Origin of the sequence: Rhizobium sp. SEMIA4064 (assembly GCF_003025035.1) — a bacterium.
Lineage (GTDB): Bacteria > Pseudomonadota > Alphaproteobacteria > Rhizobiales > Rhizobiaceae > Rhizobium > Rhizobium paranaense.
In genome coordinates this window covers 335,078-358,689 of the sequence record NZ_PYJN01000005.1, presented here as the reverse complement: position 1 = coordinate 358,689, position 23,612 = coordinate 335,078, and the positions used below count along the sequence as shown (strand labels likewise).

The 23,612-nt window shown below is 60.9% G+C and carries 18 protein-coding genes; 6 read left to right on the top strand and 12 right to left on the bottom strand.

Going from position 1 to position 23,612, the window contains the following annotated elements; translation table 11 throughout:
- Positions 1-421 precede the first annotated feature (421 nt).
- Positions 422-1,503, bottom strand: a protein-coding gene (locus tag C9E91_RS03520) for an IS630 family transposase (protein WP_107106966.1) whose coding sequence is annotated in 2 segments (ribosomal slippage) — positions 422-964 and positions 967-1,503 — 1,080 coding nt in all. Because the reading frame shifts where the segments join, the coding sequence is not laid out codon by codon here.
- Positions 1,504-1,708: 205 nt separating this feature from the next.
- On the opposite strand from C9E91_RS03520, the gene C9E91_RS03515 reads away from it, so the two are divergent.
- Positions 1,709-3,205, top strand: a complete 1,497-nt coding sequence (locus tag C9E91_RS03515; RefSeq protein ID WP_107106965.1) for an ArnT family glycosyltransferase — start codon at positions 1,709-1,711, stop codon at positions 3,203-3,205.
- A 95-nt stretch (positions 3,206-3,300) separates the two neighbouring features.
- On the opposite strand, the gene C9E91_RS03510 is transcribed toward C9E91_RS03515, so the two are convergent.
- Positions 3,301-3,570, bottom strand: coding sequence for a helix-turn-helix domain-containing protein (locus C9E91_RS03510; protein ID WP_414124462.1), 270 nt, complete (start codon positions 3,568-3,570; stop codon positions 3,301-3,303).
- A gap of 79 nt (positions 3,571-3,649) precedes the next feature.
- On the opposite strand from C9E91_RS03510, the gene C9E91_RS03505 reads away from it, so the two are divergent.
- The 3 genes from C9E91_RS03505 (at position 3,650) to secD (ending at position 8,590) form a co-directional block, all read left to right on the top strand.
- Positions 3,650-5,503 carry a cation:proton antiporter domain-containing protein gene (locus tag C9E91_RS03505; protein ID WP_107106963.1) on the top strand — a complete coding sequence of 618 codons (1,854 nt, stop codon included), beginning with the start codon at positions 3,650-3,652 and terminating at the stop codon, positions 5,501-5,503.
- Positions 5,504-5,569: 66 nt separating this feature from the next.
- A complete protein-coding gene (locus C9E91_RS03500; protein WP_245407407.1) occupies positions 5,570-5,941 on the top strand; it encodes a hypothetical protein in 372 nt (123 codons plus the stop codon).
- A gap of 93 nt (positions 5,942-6,034) precedes the next feature.
- A complete protein-coding gene (gene secD / locus C9E91_RS03495; RefSeq protein WP_107106961.1) occupies positions 6,035-8,590 on the top strand; it encodes a protein translocase subunit SecD in 2,556 nt (851 codons plus the stop codon).
- A 62-nt stretch (positions 8,591-8,652) separates the two neighbouring features.
- Here the strand turns inward: secD and C9E91_RS03490 are convergent, their stop codons facing one another.
- Entirely contained in the window at positions 8,653-9,522 is an 870-nt protein-coding gene (locus tag C9E91_RS03490; RefSeq protein WP_107106960.1) for an SMP-30/gluconolactonase/LRE family protein, read from the bottom strand.
- A 268-nt stretch (positions 9,523-9,790) separates the two neighbouring features.
- Here C9E91_RS03490 and C9E91_RS03485 point away from each other — a divergent pair, with 268 nt between their 5' ends.
- Positions 9,791-11,860 carry an ATP-dependent helicase gene (locus C9E91_RS03485; RefSeq protein ID WP_107106959.1) on the top strand — a complete coding sequence of 690 codons (2,070 nt, stop codon included), beginning with the start codon at positions 9,791-9,793 and terminating at the stop codon, positions 11,858-11,860.
- Positions 11,861-12,084: 224 nt separating this feature from the next.
- Here C9E91_RS03485 and mmsB read toward each other — a convergent pair whose 3' ends face one another.
- The 8 genes from mmsB to C9E91_RS03445 form a co-directional block, all read right to left on the bottom strand.
- A complete protein-coding gene (gene mmsB / locus C9E91_RS03480; protein WP_107106958.1) occupies positions 12,085-12,966 on the bottom strand; it encodes a 3-hydroxyisobutyrate dehydrogenase in 882 nt (293 codons plus the stop codon).
- Positions 12,967-12,988: 22 nt separating this feature from the next.
- Entirely contained in the window at positions 12,989-14,047 is a 1,059-nt protein-coding gene (locus C9E91_RS03475; RefSeq protein ID WP_107106957.1) for an enoyl-CoA hydratase/isomerase family protein, read from the bottom strand.
- 39 nt (positions 14,048-14,086) lie between these two features.
- Positions 14,087-15,682, bottom strand: a complete 1,596-nt coding sequence (locus C9E91_RS03470) for a GMC family oxidoreductase (protein WP_107107053.1) — start codon at positions 15,680-15,682, stop codon at positions 14,087-14,089.
- A 162-nt stretch (positions 15,683-15,844) separates the two neighbouring features.
- A complete protein-coding gene (locus C9E91_RS03465) occupies positions 15,845-16,834 on the bottom strand; it encodes a branched-chain amino acid ABC transporter permease (RefSeq protein ID WP_107106956.1) in 990 nt (329 codons plus the stop codon).
- Position 16,835: 1 nt separating this feature from the next.
- Positions 16,836-17,723, bottom strand: a complete 888-nt coding sequence (locus tag C9E91_RS03460; protein WP_107106955.1) for a branched-chain amino acid ABC transporter permease — start codon at positions 17,721-17,723, stop codon at positions 16,836-16,838.
- A gap of 4 nt (positions 17,724-17,727) precedes the next feature.
- Complete coding sequence (locus tag C9E91_RS03455; RefSeq protein ID WP_107106954.1) at positions 17,728-18,429, bottom strand: ABC transporter ATP-binding protein; 702 nt, start codon at positions 18,427-18,429, stop codon at positions 17,728-17,730.
- A 2-nt stretch (positions 18,430-18,431) separates the two neighbouring features.
- Positions 18,432-19,214 carry an ABC transporter ATP-binding protein gene (locus C9E91_RS03450; protein WP_107106953.1) on the bottom strand — a complete coding sequence of 261 codons (783 nt, stop codon included), beginning with the start codon at positions 19,212-19,214 and terminating at the stop codon, positions 18,432-18,434.
- A 15-nt stretch (positions 19,215-19,229) separates the two neighbouring features.
- The gene (locus C9E91_RS03445; protein ID WP_107106952.1) at positions 19,230-20,438 is read right to left on the bottom strand and encodes an ABC transporter substrate-binding protein; all 1,209 of its coding nucleotides are present in this window, start codon (positions 20,436-20,438) and stop codon (positions 19,230-19,232) included.
- A 172-nt stretch (positions 20,439-20,610) separates the two neighbouring features.
- Between C9E91_RS03445 and C9E91_RS03440 the strand changes: the two genes are divergently transcribed.
- A complete protein-coding gene (locus C9E91_RS03440) occupies positions 20,611-21,528 on the top strand; it encodes a LysR family transcriptional regulator (protein WP_107106951.1) in 918 nt (305 codons plus the stop codon).
- Positions 21,529-21,589: 61 nt separating this feature from the next.
- Here C9E91_RS03440 and C9E91_RS03435 read toward each other — a convergent pair whose 3' ends face one another.
- Positions 21,590-23,551, bottom strand: a complete 1,962-nt coding sequence (locus C9E91_RS03435; protein WP_107106950.1) for a putative bifunctional diguanylate cyclase/phosphodiesterase — start codon at positions 23,549-23,551, stop codon at positions 21,590-21,592.
- Positions 23,552-23,612 lie beyond the last annotated feature (61 nt).

Below are 23,612 nucleotides of genomic sequence, written 5' to 3'. Positions count from 1 at the left end.
CTGACCCGGTACGACGGGGCGGCTTCATGCCTGGTGAGAACGAGTGACAGTTTTCCCATTCCGACGTGCTAGTCCAATGTTTATGGTTAATTCCTTGCTTGAAGGTTAATAAGACCCGGTAGCTATCCCGTTTTGATTTAAACTATCTCGGTTCGATTTCCGTTGGCGGTCGTTTTGAGTAAAAACCGCAATATCCGCAAGTCACGGGCAAGCTTCATATTCTAAATTGCTAAGTAGAGACACTTTCGATGTCGATACGGAGAGAGCAATGATTGTTCTTGGTTTGACTGCTTCGCTGACGGCCGGCATGACGCTTGCTGCCTTCGTGTTCCTAAGCCTCATCGATGAGGCTCGCAGCAAAATCGCTCCGCGCGTCCTCTGAGAATCCTGCCTCAAACGCCTTTATACCAAAGCTCGATGATTAGAACTCATTGGCCCATTTCCTGCGTCCGATTGACATGATGCGCCAAGGCTGGCGTTGAAGCTTGCGCCATGCATCACAGCAGTGGTCGACGATGTCCTCGTAGGAATTGAAGACGCGGTTGGAGAGCCAATTTTCGCGCATGAACTGCCAGAGGTTTTCAACGGGATTGAGTTCGGGAGACTTCGCTGGCAACGGCAGGATGGATATGTTGTCCGGCACAATGAGATTGTTCGATAAATGCCAGCCCGCCTGATCCATGATCAGGACGGCGTGAGCGTCATTGGCAATATGGCGGGATATCTCGATCAAATGCTGGTTCATGGCATGCGTATCGCACCATGGCATAACGAGGGCTGCGGCCTTGCCAAGTTTCGGGCAGATCGCACCGAAGATATAAGCGGACCTGGTCCGCTGATCATGGGGAGCAGATGGCCGTGTCCCTCGCTTGGCCCACCGCCTGGTGATCTTGTTCTTTTGGCCGATGCGGGCCTCATCTTGGAACCAAATTTCTATTCGCTTGCCTGTGGCGGCCCCGGCGGCGATTTCCCCCACTGCGGCGGGAAAGTTTTTTTAAATTCTTCAATCGCGTTGGGGTCTTGCGCATGATGCTTGGGGCGGGCGCTCAGTTTGCGATAACCCAGGGCATTGAGTTCGCGCCCAAGCGTCTGGCGACTGATGGAGATGCGATGCTCCTGCCAAAGCCACTGGGCCAGATCGACCAGTCGCCAGCGCACAACGCCATCGAGATAAGGAACCGGACCTTTTTCAACCGCATCAATCAGTGCCTTGCGCTGCGGCTCATTCAAAAGCGGCTCACGTCCCTTCGCCTTGCCCGTTTTCAGCCCTTCCGGACCATGCAGATTGAAACGCTCGACCCAGTCACGGACGATCTGCAAACCGACCCCGCCCAGCGATGCTGCCTGGCTGCGGGAACCCCCGTCGTAAATGATCGACAAGGCTATCAATCGCCGCGACAAATCCGCATCTCGGCTTTGCCTTGCCAGCCGACGCAGGTCGTCAGCCGTATAATCTCCACGAATGGCCAATGCTGTTCCCATGGCGAAATCTCCTTTCGCCATGTTGAATCATGATTTGCCCAAAAATGGAATCGCGTGAGTCGACCTCATCAGGCTTCGGTATTAGGCGGCAGAAACCTCTTACAAAGAGGCTTTCTTCGCGGCATCCGGGCGCGCTTTTGCCATCGTTCTCTCTCGGCCAGAGCTAGCGTCGGGCTCGATAGTTCCGTATGAAGCCTGACGACCCGGCACAGAGATCGACCTGTTGATGTCCGACACCACCTATTCCGAAACGAGCCACAAGACACTGTCGCTGCCGCTTGCTCTTGCAATCATCTTCGGCGTCACGCTTTGGCGCGTGGTAATGCTGTTCTTCAACAGGACGGATCTCTTCGTCGACGAGGCACAATATTGGTTCTGGGGTCAGAACCTCGACTTCGGCTATTATTCCAAGCCGCCGATCATCGCCTGGGTCATTCGCTTCTTCAATGCGATATCGGGGTCGGACTCGACCTTCTGGATCCGCGTGTCCGCGCCTCTCTTCCATCTTGCCACCGCCCTGATGCTGATGCGGACGACGCGGCGACTGTTCGAGGGGGATGCCGGGCGGGAGATCGAGCCCTGGGTCGGCGTCATCTTCGTTACCCTGCCGGCGGCCTCGCTTTCGGCCGTGCTGATGTCGACGGATACGATTCAAATCCTGTTCGTCACCATTGCCATCTGGGCTTTTCTCGGCCTCACCAAGCGCTCCTCGATCATCGAAGCGCTAATCCTCGGCGTTAGCCTCGGGATCGCCTTCCTAACGAAATATTCGGTGCTTTTCCTGCTGCCCGGCGTCGGTATCGCGATGCTGACGCTGCGTTCGGCACGTATTGCCTGGCGCGACGTGCTCATCGCCGCCATCGCCGGCGCGATCGTCGTTTCCCCTAATCTCTGGTGGAATTTCGCCCATGATGCGGCGACGGTGCGTCACACCGAAAGCATTGCCCACTGGAACGGCGAAGGAAACGGTGGCGGTTTGGCGAAGCATCTGCTCGGCGCGCTCGGATTCCTCGGCGCGCAATTCGGTGTCGTCGGCCCCGTCATGTTCTATGGCATGCTCTGGGCCGCCTGGCGGATGATCAGCGGACAAAGCGACGACCGGGAAAAGCTGCTCGTCTGGCTGTCCATCCCCGTTATCGCATTGATCACGCTGCAGGCGCTGTTTGCAAAGGCCTATGCCAATTGGGCGGTTACCGCCTATGCCGCCGGCACCATCCTCGCCGTCTGGGTGCTCTACCGCCTGACGAAGAAGGGGCTTGCCGTCTCGCTGATCATCGGCTCGGTCGTCGCCTTCCTGCTGCCGATCCTGACCGTGTTTGCCTATGACATCAAGCTGCCGAACGGCGATCTCGTCATGAAGCGGTATGTCGGCCGCAGCGCCATCAGCCTGGAGATCGCCGATATCGCTGCCCAGGCGAATGCCTCGACCATCGTCGCCGATAACCGCGGTATACTCGCCGATCTCTTCTATACGCTGAAGGGCAAGCCCTATCATATCTACGCCCGTAACTCTGGCGGCTTCCCGAAAAGCTATTACGAGCAGAATTTTTCGCTGCCATCCAGCGCGACTGATGATGTGCTTTATGTCGATGACGAACCGTTCGATTGCACCACGGGCCGGTCGGAGCTCATCAAGAGCTGGTCGCCCGATTTCGGCAACATGAAAGGCAGGACGCTCTACGCCTACCATCTTTCGCCAAGCTGCCTGGCGCCGAAACCTTAGAGCAATTCCAGGAAAAGTGCAGGGCGGTTTTCCGTCCAGAATGCAAAAAACAAAGGGATAGAGCGGGAAACGATTCCGTGAAACACTAAACCGCTCTAGCCGCGGTCGGAAGTCGGGCGCAGGCAGACGCCCCAACCAAATTCCTGCATTTTCACGAAGACGACTCCACCCTCTTCGAAGGCCAGACGCAGTTGCGCCTCGGTTGCCCGATGAATGTCGTGGCGCCCGCCTTCGTAGTCGCGGATCGTGCTTCGTGATACGCCTGCTCTCTCGGCTATGTCCAACTGGGTCCAGTCGAGCAGCCCGCGTGCCGCGCGGCAGAGCGCAGGAGTGAGAATCGTTGGGTTGCCGCCTTGATTCACGATGAAAAACTGCCCATATTGGTCAACTTAAGCCAAATATGTCATAAACCACACGGGATTTCCAGTATCGAAGGAGACAGCGATGCCACACGATACGCCTTTGATTTCGACCATCGTCATGGGCCTTGTGCTGGCATTCATCTTCGGCGCCATCGCCAATCGCTTCAAACTGCCGCCGCTTGTCGGCTATCTCATTGCGGGCGTGCTCGCAGGCCCGCATACGCCGGGCTTCGTCGCCGACCAGAGCCTTGCGCCGGAACTCGCCGAAATCGGTGTCATCCTGCTGATGTTCGGGGTCGGCCTGCATTTTTCGCTGAAGGATCTGCTGTCAGTCCGTGGCATCGCCGTTCCCGGCGCGATCGTCCAGATCGGCTTCGCAACGCTGCTCGGCTGGGGCCTCGGCGCGCTGATGGGCTGGCCGCTCGGCGGTAGCCTCGTCTTCGGCCTAGCGCTCTCCGTCGCGTCGACGGTCGTTCTCCTGAAAGCCCTGCAGGAGCGGCGGCTGATCGAGAGCGAGCGCGGCAAGATCGCGGTCGGATGGCTGATCGTCGAGGATCTGGCCATGGTGCTGGCCCTCGTGCTCATTCCGGCCGCCGCCAGCATCTCCGCCGATGGTCATGGCGCTACGGAGCCGCTATCGGCCGGCCTCAACCGATTGCTTGGCCTCGATCTCGGCATCACCGGCATTATCGCCATGACGTTGCTGAAAGTCGCGGCCTTCGTCGGGCTCATGCTGGTGTTCGGCCGGCGGATCATTCCCTGGATCCTGCACCTCATCGCTCATACCGGCTCGCGTGAACTCTTCCGCCTCGGTGTCCTCGCCATTGCGCTTGGCGTCGCGTTCGGGGCTGCGAAACTCTTCGGCGTGTCCTTGGCGCTCGGCGCCTTCTTCGCCGGCATGATCCTGTCGGAAAGCGAGCTCAGCCACCGGGCCGCACAGGAAAGCCTGCCGCTGCGCGATGCCTTCGCCGTGCTGTTCTTCGTCTCGGTCGGCATGTTGTTCGACCCCAACATCCTGATCGACAATCCGCTGCCGCTGCTGGCGACTATTTTCATCATCATCATCGGCAAGTCCGTCGCCGCCTTTTTTATCGTGCTCGCCTTCCGCAAGCCGATGAGCACGGCGCTGACCATCTCCGCCAGTCTGGCGCAGATCGGCGAATTCTCCTTCATCCTCGCCGCGCTCGGCTCCGATCTCGGGCTGCTGCCGGCCGAAGGCCGCGACCTGATCCTTGGCGGCGCGATCATCTCGATCATTCTCAACCCGCTTGTCTTCATTGCCTGCGACTGGCTGCGGAAGATTCAAGAAACTAAGCCGCACGCCGAAATGCCGGAAGGCACGGAACCGGCCATCCAGGCAGAGCAACCGACGGCGGGCGAAGCCTCGCCTTCCCCTACCCATCCGTCAACGCCCGACGATGTCGGTGAGGAACTGCACGCCGTTACACTGACGGATCATGCGGTGCTGATCGGCTTTGGCCGCGTCGGCAGCATTGTCGGAGAGAAGCTCAAATCTTCCGCCACACCCTTTGTGGTCATCGAAGATTCCGACAAGCGGATCGGCGACCTCGCGCGGCAGGGAATCGAGGCGATTTACGGCAATGCCGCCTCCCCGGAAGTTCTGGCATATGCCAATATTTCCGCCGCGAGCAGCCTGGTCATTGCCATTCCGAATACCTTCGAGGCCTGCCGCGCCGCCGAGCAGGCACGCGCCATCAACCCGTCGATCCTGATCGTCGCCCGCGCCCATTCCGACGCCGAAGTCGATGTGCTCAAGCAATATGGCGCCGATACGGTGATCATGGGAGAGCGGGAAATTGCGCTGGGGATGGTTGACCGGCTGGCGCAAGTGCATCATGACAGGCCGCACTATGAAGACGCGCAGCGTCCTGATATCATGACCGAACCGTCGGAACCCGCTCCGGCAAAGGAATGAAGGCCCTTTTAACCGTTGAACCCGTTCGAATTCGGCGCTGCCGACAGCGAAGAGAACGATAGCAGGATGACGCGACGTGCCGGAGCGCGCGTGATCGCCTCGCTGTTCGTCGCCTTCTTCGCCTACCTCGGACTGGCGCTCGGCGGCGGCATCAATCTTGCCGCGCGGGCCGATGCGGAGGCCTTCTCTTCCGGCAGGGACAACCAACCGCTCTATCTCGCCCTGCGCGATCCGGTGCGTGGCACTGTCGTCGCTGACCGTACGGTCACGCCGAAAGCCACCTGGCACGATATCGGACCGGCGGCGCTTACAGCCGTTCCGTCGCTCGGGCTCCTGACCAATCCGGGGCAGCCGCGCACCCGCGGCGAACTCGCGCGGCATGAATCGCTTGCTTTCCGCGCCTATCTCGCCCGCGCTCCACCGACCGCTTTCATCTGACCGGTTCGCGCGCCTGACGGCGCATTTTCGACATGACCTTACGTCCGCCGGCGGCATGCTCTGCTGGTATCAGTGTATTCAAGGATAATACTCATGCGCACCTCACCATGGCTGGTGTTCACCTATACGGTGATCATCGTGCTTGGCCTTTTCATCGCCCTGCCGAACGTGCTGCCACAGTCGGTCTTAAGCAAAATGCCGTCCTGGCTGCCGCATAGCCAGGTTTCCCTCGGCCTCGACCTTCGTGGCGGCTCCTACCTCGTCCTCGAAGTCGACGAGAAGGACCTGACCAATGGCCGGCTGCAATCGCTGCTGCAAGACTCGCGCCGTGTCCTGCGCGACAAGAACATCCTGACCCGTTCGATCGTCCGCAATGGTGACCAGATCGTCGTCACGCTGACCGATCCGTCGCAGAGCAACGATGCGGTGACGCAGTTGCGGACCCTCGCCAATACGATCTCGTCCGGCCTTTCCGCCGGCCAGTCTGATCTGACGATTACGCCAAATGGCGGCGCGATTGCCATGTCCTTCTCGCCGGCCGGCATCGCCGCCAACGTCGATTCCGCCGTCCAGCAGAGCTTGGAAGTCATCCGCAAACGCGTCGACCAGGTGGGCGTCGCCGAACCGACCATCCAGCGCGTCGGTCCCAATCGCGTTCTCGTGCAGCTTCCGGGCGCACAAGACCCATCGCGCCTGCGCGAACTGCTCGGCTCGACCGCGAAGATGTCCTTCCATCTGCTCGCCGAGAACGTCGATCCGAAGAACCCCGGTCCTGGCGTTTCCATCCTCAAGGATGATCAGGGCAACAGCTTTCCGGTTCTCGATCGCATCGAGCTCGCCGGCGACCGCCTGACCGACGCCCGCGTCAGCTTCGATCCGAACACGCACGAGCCGCTCGTCACCTTCCGCTTCGACAGTGCCGGCGCAAACCGCTTCGCGGAAATCACCCGCGAAAACGTTGGCAAGCCTTTCGCCATCGTGCTCGACAACAAGGTGCTGAGCGCGCCGAATATTCGCGAGCCGATCACCGGCGGTTCGGGCCAGATCTCGGGCAACTTCACCGCCGACAGCGCGACGACGCTTGCAGCCCTGCTGCGCGCCGGCGCCCTGCCGGCCAAGCTCACCGTCATCGAAGAACGCACTGTTGGCGCCGACCTCGGCAGCGACGCGATCCAGAAGGGTATCTATAGCGGCCTGATCGGCTTCGCCTTGGTTGCCGCCTTCATCTTCGTGCTCTACGGCGCCTGGGGGATTCTCGCGAATGTTGCACTGCTCATCCACACGATCCTGACGTTCTCGGCCCTGACGCTTGTCGGCGCCACGCTTACGCTGCCCGGCATCGCGGGCGTCGTCCTTGGTATCGGCCTGGCGGTTGATGCCAACGTTCTGATCAACGAGCGCATCCGCGAAGAAACCCGCAAGGGCCGCGGCGCCTTCGCCGCCATCGATAACGGCTTCAAGAAGGCTTATTCGACGATTATCGACGGCAACATGACGGCCCTGATCGCCGCCGCCATCCTGTTCTACTTCGGCTCCGGCCCGGTTCGCGGCTTTGCCGTGACTATGGGTCTCGGCCTCATTATCTCGATGTTCACCTCCGTCGCCTTCGTGCGCGTCGTGATGATCGCCATCACCCGTCGCCGCAAGCTGAAGGTGCTCAACATCAGGCCGCTGATCCCCTTCAGCCCCTATGACAAGCACATCCAGTTCATGAAGGCCCGCTTCTTTGGCGTCACCGTCTCGGCGATCCTGTCGATCGCCTCGGTGGTCCTGTTCATCCATCCGGGCCTCAACTACGGCGTCGATTTCCGCGGCGGCATCCAGATGTCCGTCAAGACCAAGGACGCGGCCGATTTGGCTACGTTCCGCGAGGGCCTGAACACGCTCGGCCTCGGCGAAATCGCACTGCAGTCCTTCGGCGACAACAACAGCCTCCTTGTCCGCGCCCAGCGCCAGGACGGCGGCGAAGAGGCGCAGACGGCCGCGGTCACCAAGCTCAAGGCAGAAATCATCAAGATCGACCCAACCGCGACCATCGAAGGCACGGATGTCATCGGTCCGAAGGTTTCGGGCGAGCTTGCCTGGGCCGGCATCCTGTCGGTCGTGATCGCCAGCTTGGCGATGCTGTTCTACATCTGGTTTCGCTTCGAATGGCCGTTCGCGGTCGGCGCCATCGTCACTCTGGTACTCGACGTCACCAAGGCGATCGGCTTCTTCGCGATCACCGGCCTCGATTTCAACCTGACGGCCATCGCCGCTATCCTGACGCTGGTCGGTTACTCGGTGAACGATAAGGTCGTGGTCTATGACCGCATGCGTGAAAACATGCGGCTCTACAAGTCGATGCCGCTGCGCGACATCATCGACAAGTCGATCAACGAGACCCTGGCGCGAAGCCTCTATACCAACGCCACCGCCTTCCTGGCGCTGGTGCCGATGGCAATCTGGGGCGGCAGCGCCGTCTCCAGCTTCGCGATCCCGATGGTGTTCGGCATACTCGTCGCTGGTGCCTCGTCGGTCTTCATCGCCGCTCCGATCTTGCTGTTCCTCGGCGATTGGCGCCGCCGCCATGCCAAGGCGGTCGCCAACGACGCCGAGTCGGACGACAAGTCCGGCAAGGACAACAAGCAAATCCCCGCCGCCGAATAAGCGACAGACGGACACGAACAAGGGCATGCCCGGTTTCCGGGCATGCCCATTCTGCCTCCGGATCAGATGGACGGCATGTGCAGCGGCAGTCCTGGACGCGGTGCCGCTATTCTCTCCAAAACACCGTTTTCCTGCTCTGTGATGAGCGCATATTTGCCATCGAGGGTGAAGGCGATATTGCCCGGCCGGGTACCATTGGTGCGTATACGGCCGGCGATCTTCCCGGTGGGATCGATCAGGCAGATCTCGCCTTGCCCGTAGATCGCACAATAGAGCGTGCCATTGCGGTCGAAGGCCATGCCGGCCGGCCCGCGCAACGCCTTCACGGCAGGCGTCTGCATCACCTGTGCAAACAATTCCTGCCGCCCGCCGACGATCTGGCGATAGATTTTCCCGGTCAAGGTCTCGCTGTAGTAGAGCAAGCCATCCGGCCCGAAGGCAATGCCGTTGGCATAGAGCAAGCCGGCCGCCAGCACGCGCAGCACCCGTCCCTCCGCCGGATCGATCTGGTAGACACGACCGTTATAAGGCGCCCGGAAGAAATCAGGATTGATGTCAGCGCCGTCGAGCAGATCGGAGATGCGGACGCCGGAATCGGTCATGTAGAGCAGGCCGTCCGGGCCGAAGGCGAGGTCGTTCGGATAAAGAAACGGGCCATCGCTGCCGCCTTCGATCACCTGCAGGGTGCGGCCTTCTGGAGAGACCTTAACAAGGGAGTTTTCCGGACCGCCCGCCACCCAGAAACATTGATCGCCATCGACCGCGAGCCCAGTCGGTCGGCCGCCGGGCCGGCAGATTTCGCGGCGGACACCGGCCACAACCATTGTCAGGCAACGGCGGCTCTCACCGGTCTCCACAAGCGCGATACGCCCGTCCGTCAGGGCTACCGGCCCCTCAGGCTGGCGCAGTCCGGTGGCGATCGTCTCGTTCATGGTCGGGAACCCTCACCCAGCGCGCCGAAACCCCAAAATCATGTGTCAAAATGGTAAATAAGTACCCCAAAGGCTTTTTTCGAGCCGACGTTGGTTAAATCTGAACCAATTTCATGACGGGAGGGTCACATCTCTGTGCAGATCCGGCCGAGCTTGACAGTTTCAGTCAATTCGGAACATTCATCGAACATTCGGATATTATTGCGAACTTGATTCGTCACCGATTCTGTGGTCGCGCGCCTGCCGTCCGAAGCCTTCAGGAGAGCCCATGACTGCTGCCTATCTGGAAAAGCTGAACCCGGAGCAGCGGCTGGCGGTGGAGCACGGCACGACGGTCGAAGGCAGCCATATCGCCGGCCCGCTGCTGGTGATTGCCGGTGCAGGCTCCGGCAAGACCAATACGCTGGCCCATCGCGTCGCGCATCTCATCGTCAAGGGCGCCGATCCTCGCCGCATCCTGCTGATGACCTTTTCTCGCCGGGCGGCGGCCGAAATGGGCCGCCGCGTCGAGCGCATCTGTCGCGATGTGCTTGGCGCCAATGCCGGCATCATGGCCGACGCGCTTGCCTGGACCGGCACGTTCCATGGCATCGGCGCGCGGCTCCTGCGCGATTATGCCGAACAGATCGGCCTTGATCCGGCCTTCACGATCCATGACCGCGAAGACAGCGCCGACCTGATGAACCTCGTGCGCCACGAGCTTGGCTTCTCCAAGCTGGAAAACCGCTTTCCGACCAAGGCGACCTGCCTCTCGATCTATTCCCGCGCCGTCAATTCGGAAGCGCCGCTCGAAGAGATGCTGCGTGATTTCTTCCCCTGGTGCGCCGCCTGGGAAAAGCAGTTGCGCGACCTCTTCGCGGCCTATGTCGAGGCCAAGCAGGCGCAGAATGTGCTCGATTACGATGATCTGCTGCTCTATTGGGCGCATATGCTGCATGAACCGCTGATCGCCGAAGATATCGGCGGTCGCTTCGACCATGTATTGGTCGACGAATATCAGGACACCAACCGGCTGCAGTCGTCGATCCTGCTGGCGCTGAAGCCTGACGGTCAGGGACTGACCGTCGTCGGCGACGATGCGCAGTCGATCTATTCCTTCCGCGCGGCCACGGTGCGCAACATCCTCGACTTCCCGACCTCCTTTACCCCGGCTGCCAACATCGTCACGCTCGACCGCAACTACCGCTCGACACAACCGATCCTGGCCGCCGCCAACGCGGTGATCGATCTTGCTTCCGAGCGTTTCACCAAGAACCTGCGTACCGAACGCCAGAGCGCGGAGCGGCCGCGGCTGGTAACGGTGCGCGACGAAAGCGATCAGGCGCGTTACATCGCCGATCAGGTACTGGAAAATCGGGAGAGCGGTGCGAAGCTGAAGCAGCAGGCCGTGCTTTTCCGCGCTTCGCATCACAGTGGACCGTTGGAAGTGGAGCTTACCCGCCGCAATATCCCCTTCGTCAAATTCGGCGGGCTGAAGTTTCTCGACAGCGCCCATGTCAAGGACATGCTCGCCGCCCTGCGCTTTGCACAGAACCCGCGCGATCGCGTCGCCGGCTTCCGGCTGATGCAGCTTTTGCCGGGCGTCGGCCCTTCGACCGCCCAGCGCGTACTCGACCACATTGGCGAACAGGCCAGTCCAATGGCGGCCCTTGCCGATTTTCCGGCGCCGCCGCGCTCGGGCGAGGACTGGACGACTTTCGTAGCAACCATGCAGGAGCTCAAGACCGGAAAAGCGGGATGGCCTGCGGAAATCAGTCTCGTTCGGCAATGGTACGAGCCGCATCTGGAGCGGGCGCATGAGGATGCGGCGACACGCCAGGCGGACTTGATCCAGCTCGAACAGATCGCCGGCGGCTATGGCTCGCGAGAGCGCTTCCTCACCGAACTGACGCTCGATCCACCCGATGCTACTAGCGATCAAGCGGGCGTGCCGCTGCTCGATGAGGACTATCTCATCCTCTCGACCATCCATTCCGCCAAGGGTCAGGAATGGACGAAGGTGTTCGTCCTCAATGCCGTCGACGGCTGCATTCCGGCGGATCTCGCGGTCGGCTCTTCCTCCGAGATCGAGGAGGAACGACGGCTGCTCTATGTCGCCATGACACGGGCGAAAGACAATCTCGATCTTGTCATTCCGCAACGGTTCTTCGTGCACGGTCAGCATGCGCAAGGCGACAAGCACGTCTTTGCCTCACGCACGCGCTTCATTCCGGCGACATTGCTGCAGTTTTTCGAGGTTTGCGGCTGGCCGCAGGCAAGGGCCGAAAGCGCCGCCGCCATTAGGGCGCGGCAGGTGCGCGTCGATGTCGGCGCGCGGATGCGCGGCATGTGGCGGTAAGTGGGGCTTATTTGTAGAGGTCGCTGTTCCGGCAAGGCCCCTCACCCTAGCCCCCTCCCCGCTCGCGGGGAGAGGGGACGACCTCACAAAGAACTAAGCCTCCCCCGAGCCGAAACTACCTGGGGCACAACTCCCCCTCACCCCGGCCCTCTCCCCGCCTGCGGGGAGAGGGCCGGGGTGAGGGGCATCGGGCTTTCAACTCGCTCGATCGTCACGAGCAATCCTCAGCCCGCCTCCCGAAACATCTCGATAATGGCCGAAAAATCGCGGCCTCCATTGCCGAGCTTCTCGAAGAGCGCATAGAGCTGCGCCGCTTCCGCGCCCAGAGGTGTCGATGCGCCGCTCGACAAAGCGGCCTCCTGTGACAGGCGCAGATCCTTCAGCATCAGGGCTGCCGAGAAGCCGGGCTTGTAGTCGTTGTTAGCCGGCGAAGTCGGCACGGGGCCTGGCACCGGGCAATAGGTGTTGATCGACCAGCACTGGCCGGACGACGTGGAAGCCACATCAAAGAGAGCCTGATGCGAGAGGCCGAGCTTTTCACCGAGCACGAAGGCCTCGCAGACGCCGATCATGGAAATGCCGAGGATCATGTTGTTGCAGATCTTCGCTGCCTGCCCGGCGCCAGCGTCGCCGCAATGGACGATCTTCCGGCCCATGACTTCCAGCAGCGGCTTGGCGCCCGCGAAACTTTCCTTTGAGCCACCGGCCATGAAGGTGAGCGTTCCGGCCGCAGCTCCGCCGGTGCCGCCGGAGACCGGCGCGTCGAGCGATAGGCAGCCGGCATCGCCAGCCATGGCATGGGCCTTGCGGGCGCTGTCGACATCGATGGTCGAGCTGTCAATCAGCAGAGTACCCTTCGGCACGGAGCGCAGGATATCGGTCCAGACCGTCAGCACATGTTGCCCCTTGGGCAACATGGTGATGACCGCTTCCGCATTGGCCAAGGCCTCGGTCAGCACGTTTGCGGCCTTGACGCCCGTCGCCTCCGCGGCCTTCAGCATATCATGGGAGAGATCGAAGCCGATGACGTCATGGCCGGCCTTGACCAGATTGGCGGCCATGGGACCGCCCATATTGCCGAGCCCGATGAATGCGATCCGTGTCATGATGCTTTTCCTCCCATTCTCTTTACATCGCGAAAAGCGGCGGCTGCGGCGGTACGAAGAAGCGATCGATGGCGGCATCTTCGACCTCGGCAAGGCTCGCCGGCGACCATTTCGGATTGCGGTCCTTGTCGATGACGGCTGCGCGAACGCCTTCGTAAAAGTCGGGATTATACAATATCCGCATGCAGGCGCCGAGTTCACGATCCAGGCATTCGGCGAGGTTTGCGCTATTGCGCCCGGCGCGCAGCAGCCGCAACGTCAGTTTCAGGCTGGTCGGCGAGCGCGTGCCGATGATCTGCAGGGTCTCGGCAGCGAAATCGCCCGCCTCCCGCGCCAGCGCCTCCTGAATGTCCTCGACAAGATCATAGGCCAGCGCCCGATCGATCATGTCGCGGTTGGCGGCCAGGCGGCTTTCGCCGGCGGAAATCGCCATGCCGGCAATCACCCCGTGCACATCGTCCGGCGATGCAGAACCGGGTAGCGCCCCGATCGCCTCGATCAGTGCGGAGAGATCGGAGGACGCAACACAATGATCGGCCAGCCGCGCATGGATCGCATCGGCCGCATGGATGGCGAGGCCGGTCAGGCCCATCCATGTGCCAGCTTCTCCGGGCGCTCGCGGCAAAAGCCAGGTAGCGCCGACATCGGGAAAATAGCCGATGCCGGTTTCCGGCATAGCGAGCCGGGTGCGCTCGGTGACGACGCGATGGCTGCCGTGCGAGGACAGTCCGACGCCGCCGCCCATCGTGATGCCGTCCATCAACGCCACATAGGGTTTGGGATAGCGGGCAATGGCATGGTTGAGGCGGAATTCCTCGCGCCAGAAGGTCTCGGCGTCTGCAGAGCCTCGTTTGCCGCTCTCATGCAACAGGCGGATATCGCCGCCGGCGCAGAAGGCGCGATCGCCCTCGCCCCTAACGATGACGCAGGCGATGGAAGGATCGGCGGCGAAATCATCAAGAGCCGATGCGATCGCCCGGATCATCGGCAACGTCAGGCTGTTCAGCGCCTGCGGCCGGTTGAGCCGGATGAGACCCGCCGATCCCCGACGTTCGATGATGACCTCGTCTATGCTGTCCATTCGAAACTCCCCATCCTACCTCCACTCATCAATAGGCGCTCAGCGGTTATCGGCAAGGATCATCTCCGCGGCTTTTTCGGCAATCATGATGGTCGGCGAATTGGTATTACCCGAGGTGATCGACGGCATGACGGAAGCATCGGCGATCCGAAGCCTTGCCAGCGCCCGAAACCGCAGCCGCGGATCGACCACGCTTTGCGGATCGCCGCCCATGCGGCAGGTGCCGACCGGATGAAAGATCGTCGTGCCGATATCGCCGGCGGCGCGCTCTAGATCGGCGTCAGTCTGATAGGATGGGCCGGGCTTGAATTCTTCCGGCTTGAACTTGGCGAATGACGGCTGCTCCACGATGCGCCGCGTCAGCCGGATGGAGCGCACGGCAATTTCGCGATCGCGCAATGCCGAGAGATAGTTGGGGCTGATCTTTGGCTGGGCTGTGAATTGGGGGCTCTGGATGTGCACAGAGCCGCGGCTCTCCGGCCTCAGGTTGCAGACGCTGGCGGTAATCGCCGGAAACGGATGGACGGGATCGCCGAACTTGTCGAGCGAGACCGGCTGCACATGGTATTGCAGGTCCGGGGTTTCCTTGTCGGGGCCGGAGCGGGTGAAGATGCCGAGTTGGCTCGGCGCCATCGCCATCGGTCCGGAGCGGCGCACGAGATATTCCAGACCGATCGCCGCCTTGCCGAAGAACTTCGTCGCCTTCTCGTTCAGCGTCGGCACGCCGGTCACTTTGTAGGCCATGCGCAGTTGCAGGTGATCCTGCAGGTTCTCGCCGATCGCCTTGACCTCCCGCACCACCTCGATGCCGGCCTGGCTCAATACGTCGCCGCGACCGAGACCGGATAGTTCAAGGATCTGCGGCGAGCCGATCGCGCCGGCGGAAAGCACCGTCTCCTTGTCCGCAAAAGCGCGTTTGGTCACGCCGTCATGCTGGAACTCGACACCGATGACGGCATCGTCCTCGATCAGCAGGCGGCGGACCTGGGCCTTGGTGAGAACGGTGAGATTGCCCTGTTTCAGCGCCGGCCGCAGGAAGGCCTTCGCGGTGTTCCAGCGAATGCCCGCGCGCTGGTTGACGTCGAAATAGCCGGAACCTTCATTATTGCCGCGATTGAAATCCGCTGTCTCGGGAATACCGGCTTCACGCGCGGCCGCCTGGAAAGCGTCGAGCACGGCCCAGCGCACGCGAGCCTTCTCGACTCGCCATTCGCCGCCGGCGCCATGCATCTCGTCCTTGCCTCTGTAGTAGTCTTCGGACTTCACGAAATAGGGCAATACATCGTCCCAGCCCCAGCCAGCGCAGCCGAGCTGCCGCCAGAGATCATAATCGCGTGCCTGGCCGCGCATATAGATCATGCCATTGATCGACGAGCTGCCGCCGAGCACCTTGCCGCGCGGATAGTTCAACGAGCGGCCGTTCAGCCCGGCTTCCGGCGCTGTTGTGAAGCACCAGTCGGTGCGGGGATTGTTGATGCAATAGAGATAGCCGACCGGGATGTGGATCCAGTGGTAATTGTCGCTGCCCCCCGCCTCCAGCAGCAGCACCCTGTTGTTGCGATCCGCCGACAGCCGGTTGGCAAGCACGCAGCCGGCACTGCCGGCGCCGATGATGATGTAGTCGAAGCGATCCATCTGCATGCCCCTCACCCTAACCCTCTCCCCGAGGGGAGAGGGGACCATTTCGGCATTTGCGCCGGCCACCGATCCGGTGAATTTCAGGAACAATTCCCCCTCTCCCCTCGGGGAGAGGGCTGGGGTGAGGGGGTGCATACCAAAAACGCATGGGCCTAATCTTTACCGCCGATACTCAAATCCCAGCTTCCGCCCCAGCCGCGAAGCGTAGAACTCGCCGATAATACCGCGGCGGAAGAGCAGGACGCAGACCATGAAGACGATGCCGGTGATGACGGTGACCGGGAATTCCGAGGTGGCGAGATAGTTTTCCAGCGTTGCCACGAAGCCGGCGCCGAAAAGCGGGCCGACCAACGTGCCGATGCCGCCGAGCAAGGTCATCAGGATCACCTCGCCCGACATCTGCCAGGCGACATCCGTGAGGGTCGCGAACTGGAAAACCAACGCCTTGACCGCACCCGCAAGCCCGGCAAGTGCGGCCGACATGACGAAGGCGCCGAGCTTGTAATGCGCTACGGAATAGCCGAGCGAAATCGCCCGCTGCTCATTTTCCCGGATCGATTTCAGGATCATGCCGAAGGGCGAATTGATGAAGCGCCAGATGATCAGCACGCCGATGATGAATACCGCCAGCACGAAATAGTACATGTTGAACGAATTGTTCAGATCGATGACGCCGAAGAGATAGCCGCGCGGCACCGACTGAATGCCATCTTCGCCCTGGGTGAACTTCGCCTGCAGGCAGAAGAAATAGAACATGTAAGAGAGCGCCAGCGTGATCATGGCGAAATAGATGCCCTGCCGGCGGATGGCGACGAAGCCCATGATCAGGCCAAGCAGCGCAGCGCCCGCAACGCCGATCAGAATGCCGAGTTCCGGCGGCACGCCCCATTCCTTCACGGTATACGCCGTGAAATAGGCCGCTCCACCGAAGAAGGTGGCATGGCCGAAGGAGAGAAGGCCGGTATAGCCGAGCAGCAGGTTGAAGGCGCAGGCGAACAGCGCGAAACAGAGCACCTTCATGACGAAGATGGGGTAGATGAAAAACGGCGCCCATATCAGCAGGACCAGGCCGACGACCAGAAAGGCCTTCTGGACTGATGGCGACGGGCGGCGGCTTTCGGATTTCAGCGTATCGGTCATATCAGCCATATCACGCATCCCGGCCAAAGAGGCCCGCGGGCCTGAGGAGCAGCACGATCGCCATGATCACGAAGATGACGATGTTGGATGCTTCCGGATAGAAAACCTTCGTTAGGCCTTCCGCGACACCGAGCACATAGCCGGTGATGATGGCACCCATGATCGAGCCCATGCCGCCGACGACCACCACCGCAAAGACGATGATGATCATGTTCGATCCCATCAGCGGCGAGACCTGATAGATCGGCGCGGCCAGCACGCCGGCAAGAGCGGCGAGCGCGACGCCGAAGGCATAGGTCAACGTCAGAAGCACCGGCACGTTGACGCCGAAGACCTGCACCAGCACCGAATTTTCGGTTGCGGCGCGCAGATAGGCGCCGAGCTTGGTCTTCTCGATCAGTAGCCATGTGCCGATGCAGACGATAAGCGACACGACGATCACCCAGCCGCGATAGATCGGCAGGAACATGAAGCCGAGATTGACCCCGCCCGCCAGCGCCGTCGGCACGGAGTAAGGCTGACCCGAAGAACCATAGAGATAGCGGAACGTGCCTTCGATGGTCAGCGCCATGCCGAAGGTAAAGAGCAGACCGTAGAGCGGATCGACCTTGTAGAGCCGGCGCAGGCACAGGCGCTCGACGACCGCGCCGAACAGGCCAACAATCAGCGGCGCCAGCACCAATGACGGCCAATAGCCGATGCCGGCATAGGCAAGCAGCAGATAGGCGGTAAAGGCGCCGAGCATGTAGAGCGCACCGTGGGCAAAATTGATCACCCGCAGCATGCCGAAGATGATCGCGAGCCCGAGGCTCAAGAGCGCATAGAAGGAACCGTTGATCAGCCCGATCAGCAATTGTCCGAGAAGCGCCTGCAGCGGGATGCCAAATATCATGGTCATGGCGTCAAACCCCCAGAACCTTGTGCAGCATGCCCATCCGCTCCGGCAATTCGCCGACTGGAAATTCCGAGACCATCTGGCCATGATCCATCAGATAGAAGCGGTCGGCAATGCGGCTGGCGAAGCGGAAGTTCTGCTCGACCAGCAGAATGGTCATGCCGCGCTCCTTCAGCTTCTTCAACACCTCGCCGATACGCTGGACGATGACGGGTGCCAGTCCCTCGGTCGGTTCGTCGAGCAGCAGCATCCGCACGCCGGTGCGCAGAATGCGGGCCATGGCGAGCATTTGCTGCTCGCCGCCGGAGAGTTTCGTACCGGGGCTGTTGCGGCGCTCGTACAGATTGGGAAACAGTTCGAAAATCTCGTCGACCGTCATCCCGCCCTGCGCGACGACCGGCGGCAGCATCAGGTTTTCATGAACGTTGAGCGTCGAGAAGATGCCGCGCTCCTCGGGCACGAAACCGATGCCGCGGTGCGCCGTCTTGTGCAGCGGCACCTGCATCATGTCGGCGCCGGCAAAGGCGATCCTGCCCTTGCGCGCCCGAACGATGCCGATGATGGTGCGCAGCGTCGTCGTCTTGCCGACGCCATTGCGGCCGAGAATGGTGATAGTTTCGCCCTCGCCGACGTTCATGTCGACGCCATGCAATATGTGGCTTTCGCCATACCAGGCATTGAGACCCTGGACTTCAAGCAGTGCCGCCATGCTCAAGCCTCCTCCGTGCCCATATAGGCCTCGCGGACGCGCGGGTCCTGGCTGACCGTGGCGTAATCGCCTTCGGCAAGGATTTCGCCACGCTGGAGCACCGTGACGTGATGGCAGATATCGGCGACGACGGAGAGATTGTGTTCCACCATCAGCACCGCCCGGTCGCGCGCGACGTCGCGGATGATGGCGGAGACGGTGTTGACGTCCTCCAGCCCCATGCCGGCCATCGGCTCGTCGAGCAGCAGCACCTTGGGATCAAGCGCCAAGGTCGTCGCAATCTCCAGCACGCGCTTGCGGCCATAGGAGAGATCGGCCGCGATGGCGTCGCGCTCCTTCGTCAGACCGACCGCTGCCAGCAATTGCTCGGCGCGATCGTCAAGGCTCGCCAGCGCCGAGATCGGCCGCCAGAATTGATGTGCCAGATTGTTCGGCCGCTGCAGGGCGACACGGACATTGTCGAGCACGGAAAGATGCGGAAAGACGGCCGAAATCTGGAACGAGCGCACCAGCCCCATGCGCGCCACCTTGTCCGGCTTCGTCCTGGTAATGTCGGTGCCGAGCAACGTGATCGTGCCATGCGTCGGCTGCAGGAACTTGGTCAGGAGATTGAACACCGTCGTTTTGCCGGCGCCGTTCGGGCCGATCAGGGCATGCACGCGGGCATGGCGCACATCGAGATCGACATTCTTGACGGCCGTGAAGCCGCCAAAATCGCGTCGGAGGCCGCGGGCGGATAAAACCACCCGTGGCTCTTCCTGTTTCTCTGTCGCAGAGATCGCCATCGGCTGATCGCAAACTTACTGCTTGACGAGATCGCAGCCGCTCTTGGCTGGATCGATGTAGGCTTCCTTGCCGGGAATCGTTGCCAGCACGTTGTAGTAATCCCACGCCCCCTTGCTCTCCTCAGGCTTCTTGACCTGAAGAAGGTACATGTCGTGGATCATACGGCCGTTAGGCCCGACCGTGCCGCCGCGGCCGAAGACGTCGTCGACCGGCATTTCGTGCAGCTCCTTGGCGACCGCTTCGGTATCGTCGGTGCCGGCCTTCTGCACGGCCTTCAGATATTGCAGCACGGCGGAATAGGTGCCGGTGTGGATCATGTTCGGCATCTTGCCGGTGCGATCGAAGAAGCGCTTGCCGAACTTGCGGCTTTCATCGTCGCGGTTCCAATAATAGCCTTCGGTCAAGGTCAGACCTTGGGCCGCCTGCAGGCCGAGACCATGAACTTCGGCGAGCGTGAAGAGCAGCGCCGCCAGATGCTGGCCGCTCTGGGTGATGCCGAATTCCGACGCCTGCTTGATGGCGTTCGAGGTGTCGAGACCGGCATTGGCAAGGCCGATGACCTTGGCGCCTGACGATTGCGCCTGCAGCAGGAAGGACGAGAAGTCGTTGGTCGACAGCGGATGGCGGACGGAGCCTAGAACCTTACCGCCGCTCGCCTTGACGAAATCGCTGGTCTGCTGTTCCAGCGAATAGCCGAAAGCGTAGTCGGCGGTCAGGAAGAACCAGGTATCGCCACCCTGCTTGACGAGCGCGCCGCCGGTGCCGACGGCCAGTGCATGCGTGTCATAGGCCCAATGGAAACCATAGGGCGAGCATTGCTTGCCAGTGAGATCGGTCGTCGCCGCGCCGGTGACGATATCGATCTTCTTCTTTTCCTTGGCGATCGCCTGCACGGCCAGCGCGACGGACGAGGTCGTCAGCTCCATGATGGCATCAACCTTGTCGGTGTCATACCATTGGCGAGCGATGTTCGAGGCGATATCGGGCTTGTTCTGATGGTCGGCATCGACGATCTCGATCGGTACGCCCAGCACCTTGCCGCCGAAATCCTCGACGGCCATCTTTGCCGCCTCCACCGAGGACTTGCCGCCGAAGTCGGCATAGACACCCGACTGGTCATTCAGGATGCCGATCTTCACCACACCGTCGGACGCGCCAGCGGCGAACGCTGAAGTACCGGTTGCAAGCAGAAGTGCCAGGGATGCAATGAGACTCTTTCGCATATCCTCTCCTCCCAGAGATTTTGGCAAAAACGAATCTGTTCAAAATTGGCCAGCCGTTATCCTCAAAACGACTTTCCCGGCCGTCAAGATCATTGAAATCCTGCGTTGACGCAAGTGAAGTTTACAATTAATTCCAAACAGTATCTGTTCATTTTTGAACAGAAAGGAAGAGATGAAGACCGCGCCGCATTTCACCTGGGACGATCTGCAGTTTTTTCTGGCGGTGGCCCGGACCGGCCAGCTTTCGACCGCCGCCCGGCAATTGCGCACCAGCCACGCCACCGTCTCGCGCCGCATCGACCGGCTGGAATTTGCGCTACAGGTCAAGCTTTTCGAGCGCAATCCACGCGGCTATATGCTGACGGGCATGGGTCAACGCTTCGTGGATACGGCCGAGCGGATGGAGCAGGAAACGGAGCGGCTGCGGTCGGATCTAACGGCCGGCTCAGCCGCACAGCGCGGCGTGGTGCGGATCAGCGCGCCGGAAGGTTTTTCGAATTTCTTCTTCACCACCATGCTTTCGGAGTTCAGCGCGCGGTATCCGAACATTTCGCTGGAATTGGTGACGATCCAGCAGATCATGTCGCTATCGCGCAAGGAGGCCGATATCGTCATCGTGCTCGATCCGCCAAAGGCTGGCCCTTATTTCACCGAGAAACTGACCGACTACCATCTGCAGGTCTACGGATCACAGGATTACCTCGCCAGCCACCCGCCGGTGAAGAGCCGCGATGATCTGCCGGAGCATGCGTTCATCGGCTACATCGAAGACATGATCTTTGCGCCCGGCCTCGATTATCTCGGCGACATCCATCCGCGCATCAAACCGCAATTCCAGAGTTCCAGCATCTTTGCGCAGTTGACGGCGACCAAGAACGGGCTTGGGCTCTGCGTCCTGCCATTCTTCATCGCGAGCCGGCATCCGGACCTGCAGATGGTGCTGCCCGATGAAGTCGATCTGAAACGCCATTATTGGATCACCTGCCACCGCGACCTCAGGCAATCGCCGCGCGTGCGCACCGTCATCGATTTTCTGGTGGATGCCGTGCATCGCAACGCACCGGCCTTTCTTGGGCATGCGCCGGCTTAAAGCCGGTTCAGAGCCGCTCTATCTCACGCCATTCCGGATGGAAAATCTCTACGCTTTTCCTCTAGGCGTTTGCCACGCGTCGCGCTGCAATGCCGCTCTCGCTCGCTTCGGCAAAAGCGATCGCGTCGTGCAAGCGCAGCGGCCTGGAAAAATGATAGCCCTGCGCCAGCCGCACGCCGAAAGCATGCAACGCCTCGCCGATCGCAGCGCTCTCGACGCCTTCGGCGACAGAGACGATGCCGAGATTACGGCAGAGATTAGCGACCGAGCGGGTGATATTCATGCAGCGGACGTCGCGATCGAACTGCATGACGAAGCTCTTGTCGATCTTGATCTTGTCGAATTCCAGCCGGTGGACGTGGCTGAGGCTGGAAAAGCCGGTGCCGAAGTCGTCAAGCGCGATGGTAATGCCGGCGGTGCGAAGAAGGCTGATGACCTCGTAAGCCGTGTCGAAGTCCGAGAGCAATGCCGTCTCGGTGATCTCGAATTCGATACGGCGCGGATCGATCTTGGCGCCATGAATCATGCCAAGCAGGGCCATCGAAGTCTCATGGTCGCAGATATCGCGGGCCGAGAGATTGAAGGACATCCGCAGCGGCAGCGGCATGATAGACAGTGCCTGCAACGCCTCGGCAAAGAGGATGCGAGTCATCTTGCCGATCATTGCAGTGCGTTCGGCGGCGGGGATGAATGCATTGGGGTTGACGCGTCCGAGGCGGGCGCTGTTCCACCGCGCCAGGGCCTCGAAGCCGACGACATGGCCATCATCGAGATCGATGATCGGCTGGTATTCCAGCGACAATTCCCTCGCGAAATTATCGCCCTGCAATTCCAGCTCGATCAGGTGCCGTTGCTGCAGGATTTCTTCGAGATCGTGGGAGAAGAACTCGACACTGCCGCTGCGGCGGCTCTTGACCTGATAGAGGGCGAAGTCTGCCTTTTCGTATAGCTGCTCCGCCGTATGGCCGCCGCCCTCCGGAACGACGATGCCGCAGGAGCCGGAAATGCGGATGGAACCACCCGGGACATCGTAGGGCTCGCGCAGCGCTGCGCAGAAAGCCTGCCCCAACTCGGAGACGCAGTTGCGGTCGAGATCGCTTGGAAAAATCACGCCGAATTCGTCTCCGCCGAGGCGCGCAATGGTGCCCTTGCCGTCCATCAAAGCCACGAAACGTTCGGCCGTCTCCTTCAACACGAGATCGCCGGCGGCATGGCCAAAGACGTCGTTGACCGGCTTGAAGCCATCGAGATCGACAAGACCGACGATGGGCGGCTCTTCCGGCCGTTGCTGCAACAGATCCTGCAATTCGCGAAAGAAGCTGCGACGATTGGCGAGACCGGTCAGTTGATCCTGCATTGCGTTGCGGCTGTTGATGAGATTCAGCCGCTCGGCTTCCGCCTGCTTGTCGCCAAGTTCCTCCGTCAGCCGCACCAGCCCGGCAAAGTTCCGGAAATAGCTATTGATGACGCGGACAAAGGGGAAGGAGAGAAAGATGACGCTGGTCGCCGTCGCCACGAACACGGAATTGCCGGAGAACATGAAGGTGACGACCATGAAGGAAAAGGTGATCGCCGTTGTCAGCAGGGCAGCGGCCGGCAAATGCATCAGGCAGAAGACGCAGGAGATGCCCGTCACCACAAGGAAATAGGAAATCTGCCCCTGCTGATAGGCATTGCCATATTGATAGAGCGCGACGGCCCAACTGCCGAAAGCAAGGGTCAGTACGCCGGCGAGTACGACCGTTCGGCGCATCACGCTATAGGCTCGATCCGCGCTGACGGGATCCTGGCTATGCATATGCCACCACATAATGCGGAAAATGCAGAGGATGCTCAGGCTGACAGGCACGTAAAGTGCCAGCCACATCGGTGCGGTGTGGATATGGGTGGCCGCGACGGCCAGGGCGTTGATGATCAGAAGAATATAAAGGACCGGTATCTGTGACGACAGCGCCTTATATTGCGCCACCATAAACGCCGGGTTCTCTTTCTGTAGGCCCAGGCCTGAAAGCAAGTTCCTCATGGCTTCTTTCCCCCACACATACAAAACCACAAAAAACTTGATTTTCGGTTATTTTTATTGG

Bases quoted from the DNA above. Each gene is read 5' to 3' on its own strand.
- C9E91_RS03460 (WP_107106955.1), bottom strand. From the start codon at position 17,723: ATGACCATGATATTTGGCATCCCGCTGCAGGCGCTTCTCGGACAATTG.
- secD (WP_107106961.1), top strand. From the start codon at position 6,035: ATGCGCACCTCACCATGGCTGGTGTTCACCTATACGGTGATCATCGTG.
- C9E91_RS03465 (WP_107106956.1), bottom strand. From the start codon at position 16,834: ATGGCTGATATGACCGATACGCTGAAATCCGAAAGCCGCCGCCCGTCG.
- mmsB (WP_107106958.1), bottom strand. From the start codon at position 12,966: ATGACACGGATCGCATTCATCGGGCTCGGCAATATGGGCGGTCCCATG.
- C9E91_RS03450 (WP_107106953.1), bottom strand. From the start codon at position 19,214: ATGGCGATCTCTGCGACAGAGAAACAGGAAGAGCCACGGGTGGTTTTA.
- C9E91_RS03435 (WP_107106950.1), bottom strand. From the start codon at position 23,551: ATGAGGAACTTGCTTTCAGGCCTGGGCCTACAGAAAGAGAACCCGGCG.
- C9E91_RS03440 (WP_107106951.1), top strand. From the start codon at position 20,611: ATGAAGACCGCGCCGCATTTCACCTGGGACGATCTGCAGTTTTTTCTG.
- C9E91_RS03505 (WP_107106963.1), top strand. From the start codon at position 3,650: ATGCCACACGATACGCCTTTGATTTCGACCATCGTCATGGGCCTTGTG.
- C9E91_RS03490 (WP_107106960.1), bottom strand. From the start codon at position 9,522: ATGAACGAGACGATCGCCACCGGACTGCGCCAGCCTGAGGGGCCGGTA.
- C9E91_RS03470 (WP_107107053.1), bottom strand. From the start codon at position 15,682: ATGGATCGCTTCGACTACATCATCATCGGCGCCGGCAGTGCCGGCTGC.
- C9E91_RS03445 (WP_107106952.1), bottom strand. From the start codon at position 20,438: ATGCGAAAGAGTCTCATTGCATCCCTGGCACTTCTGCTTGCAACCGGT.
- C9E91_RS03500 (WP_245407407.1), top strand. From the start codon at position 5,570: ATGACGCGACGTGCCGGAGCGCGCGTGATCGCCTCGCTGTTCGTCGCC.
- C9E91_RS03485 (WP_107106959.1), top strand. From the start codon at position 9,791: ATGACTGCTGCCTATCTGGAAAAGCTGAACCCGGAGCAGCGGCTGGCG.
- C9E91_RS03475 (WP_107106957.1), bottom strand. From the start codon at position 14,047: ATGGACAGCATAGACGAGGTCATCATCGAACGTCGGGGATCGGCGGGT.
- C9E91_RS03455 (WP_107106954.1), bottom strand. From the start codon at position 18,429: ATGGCGGCACTGCTTGAAGTCCAGGGTCTCAATGCCTGGTATGGCGAA.
- C9E91_RS03515 (WP_107106965.1), top strand. From the start codon at position 1,709: ATGTCCGACACCACCTATTCCGAAACGAGCCACAAGACACTGTCGCTG.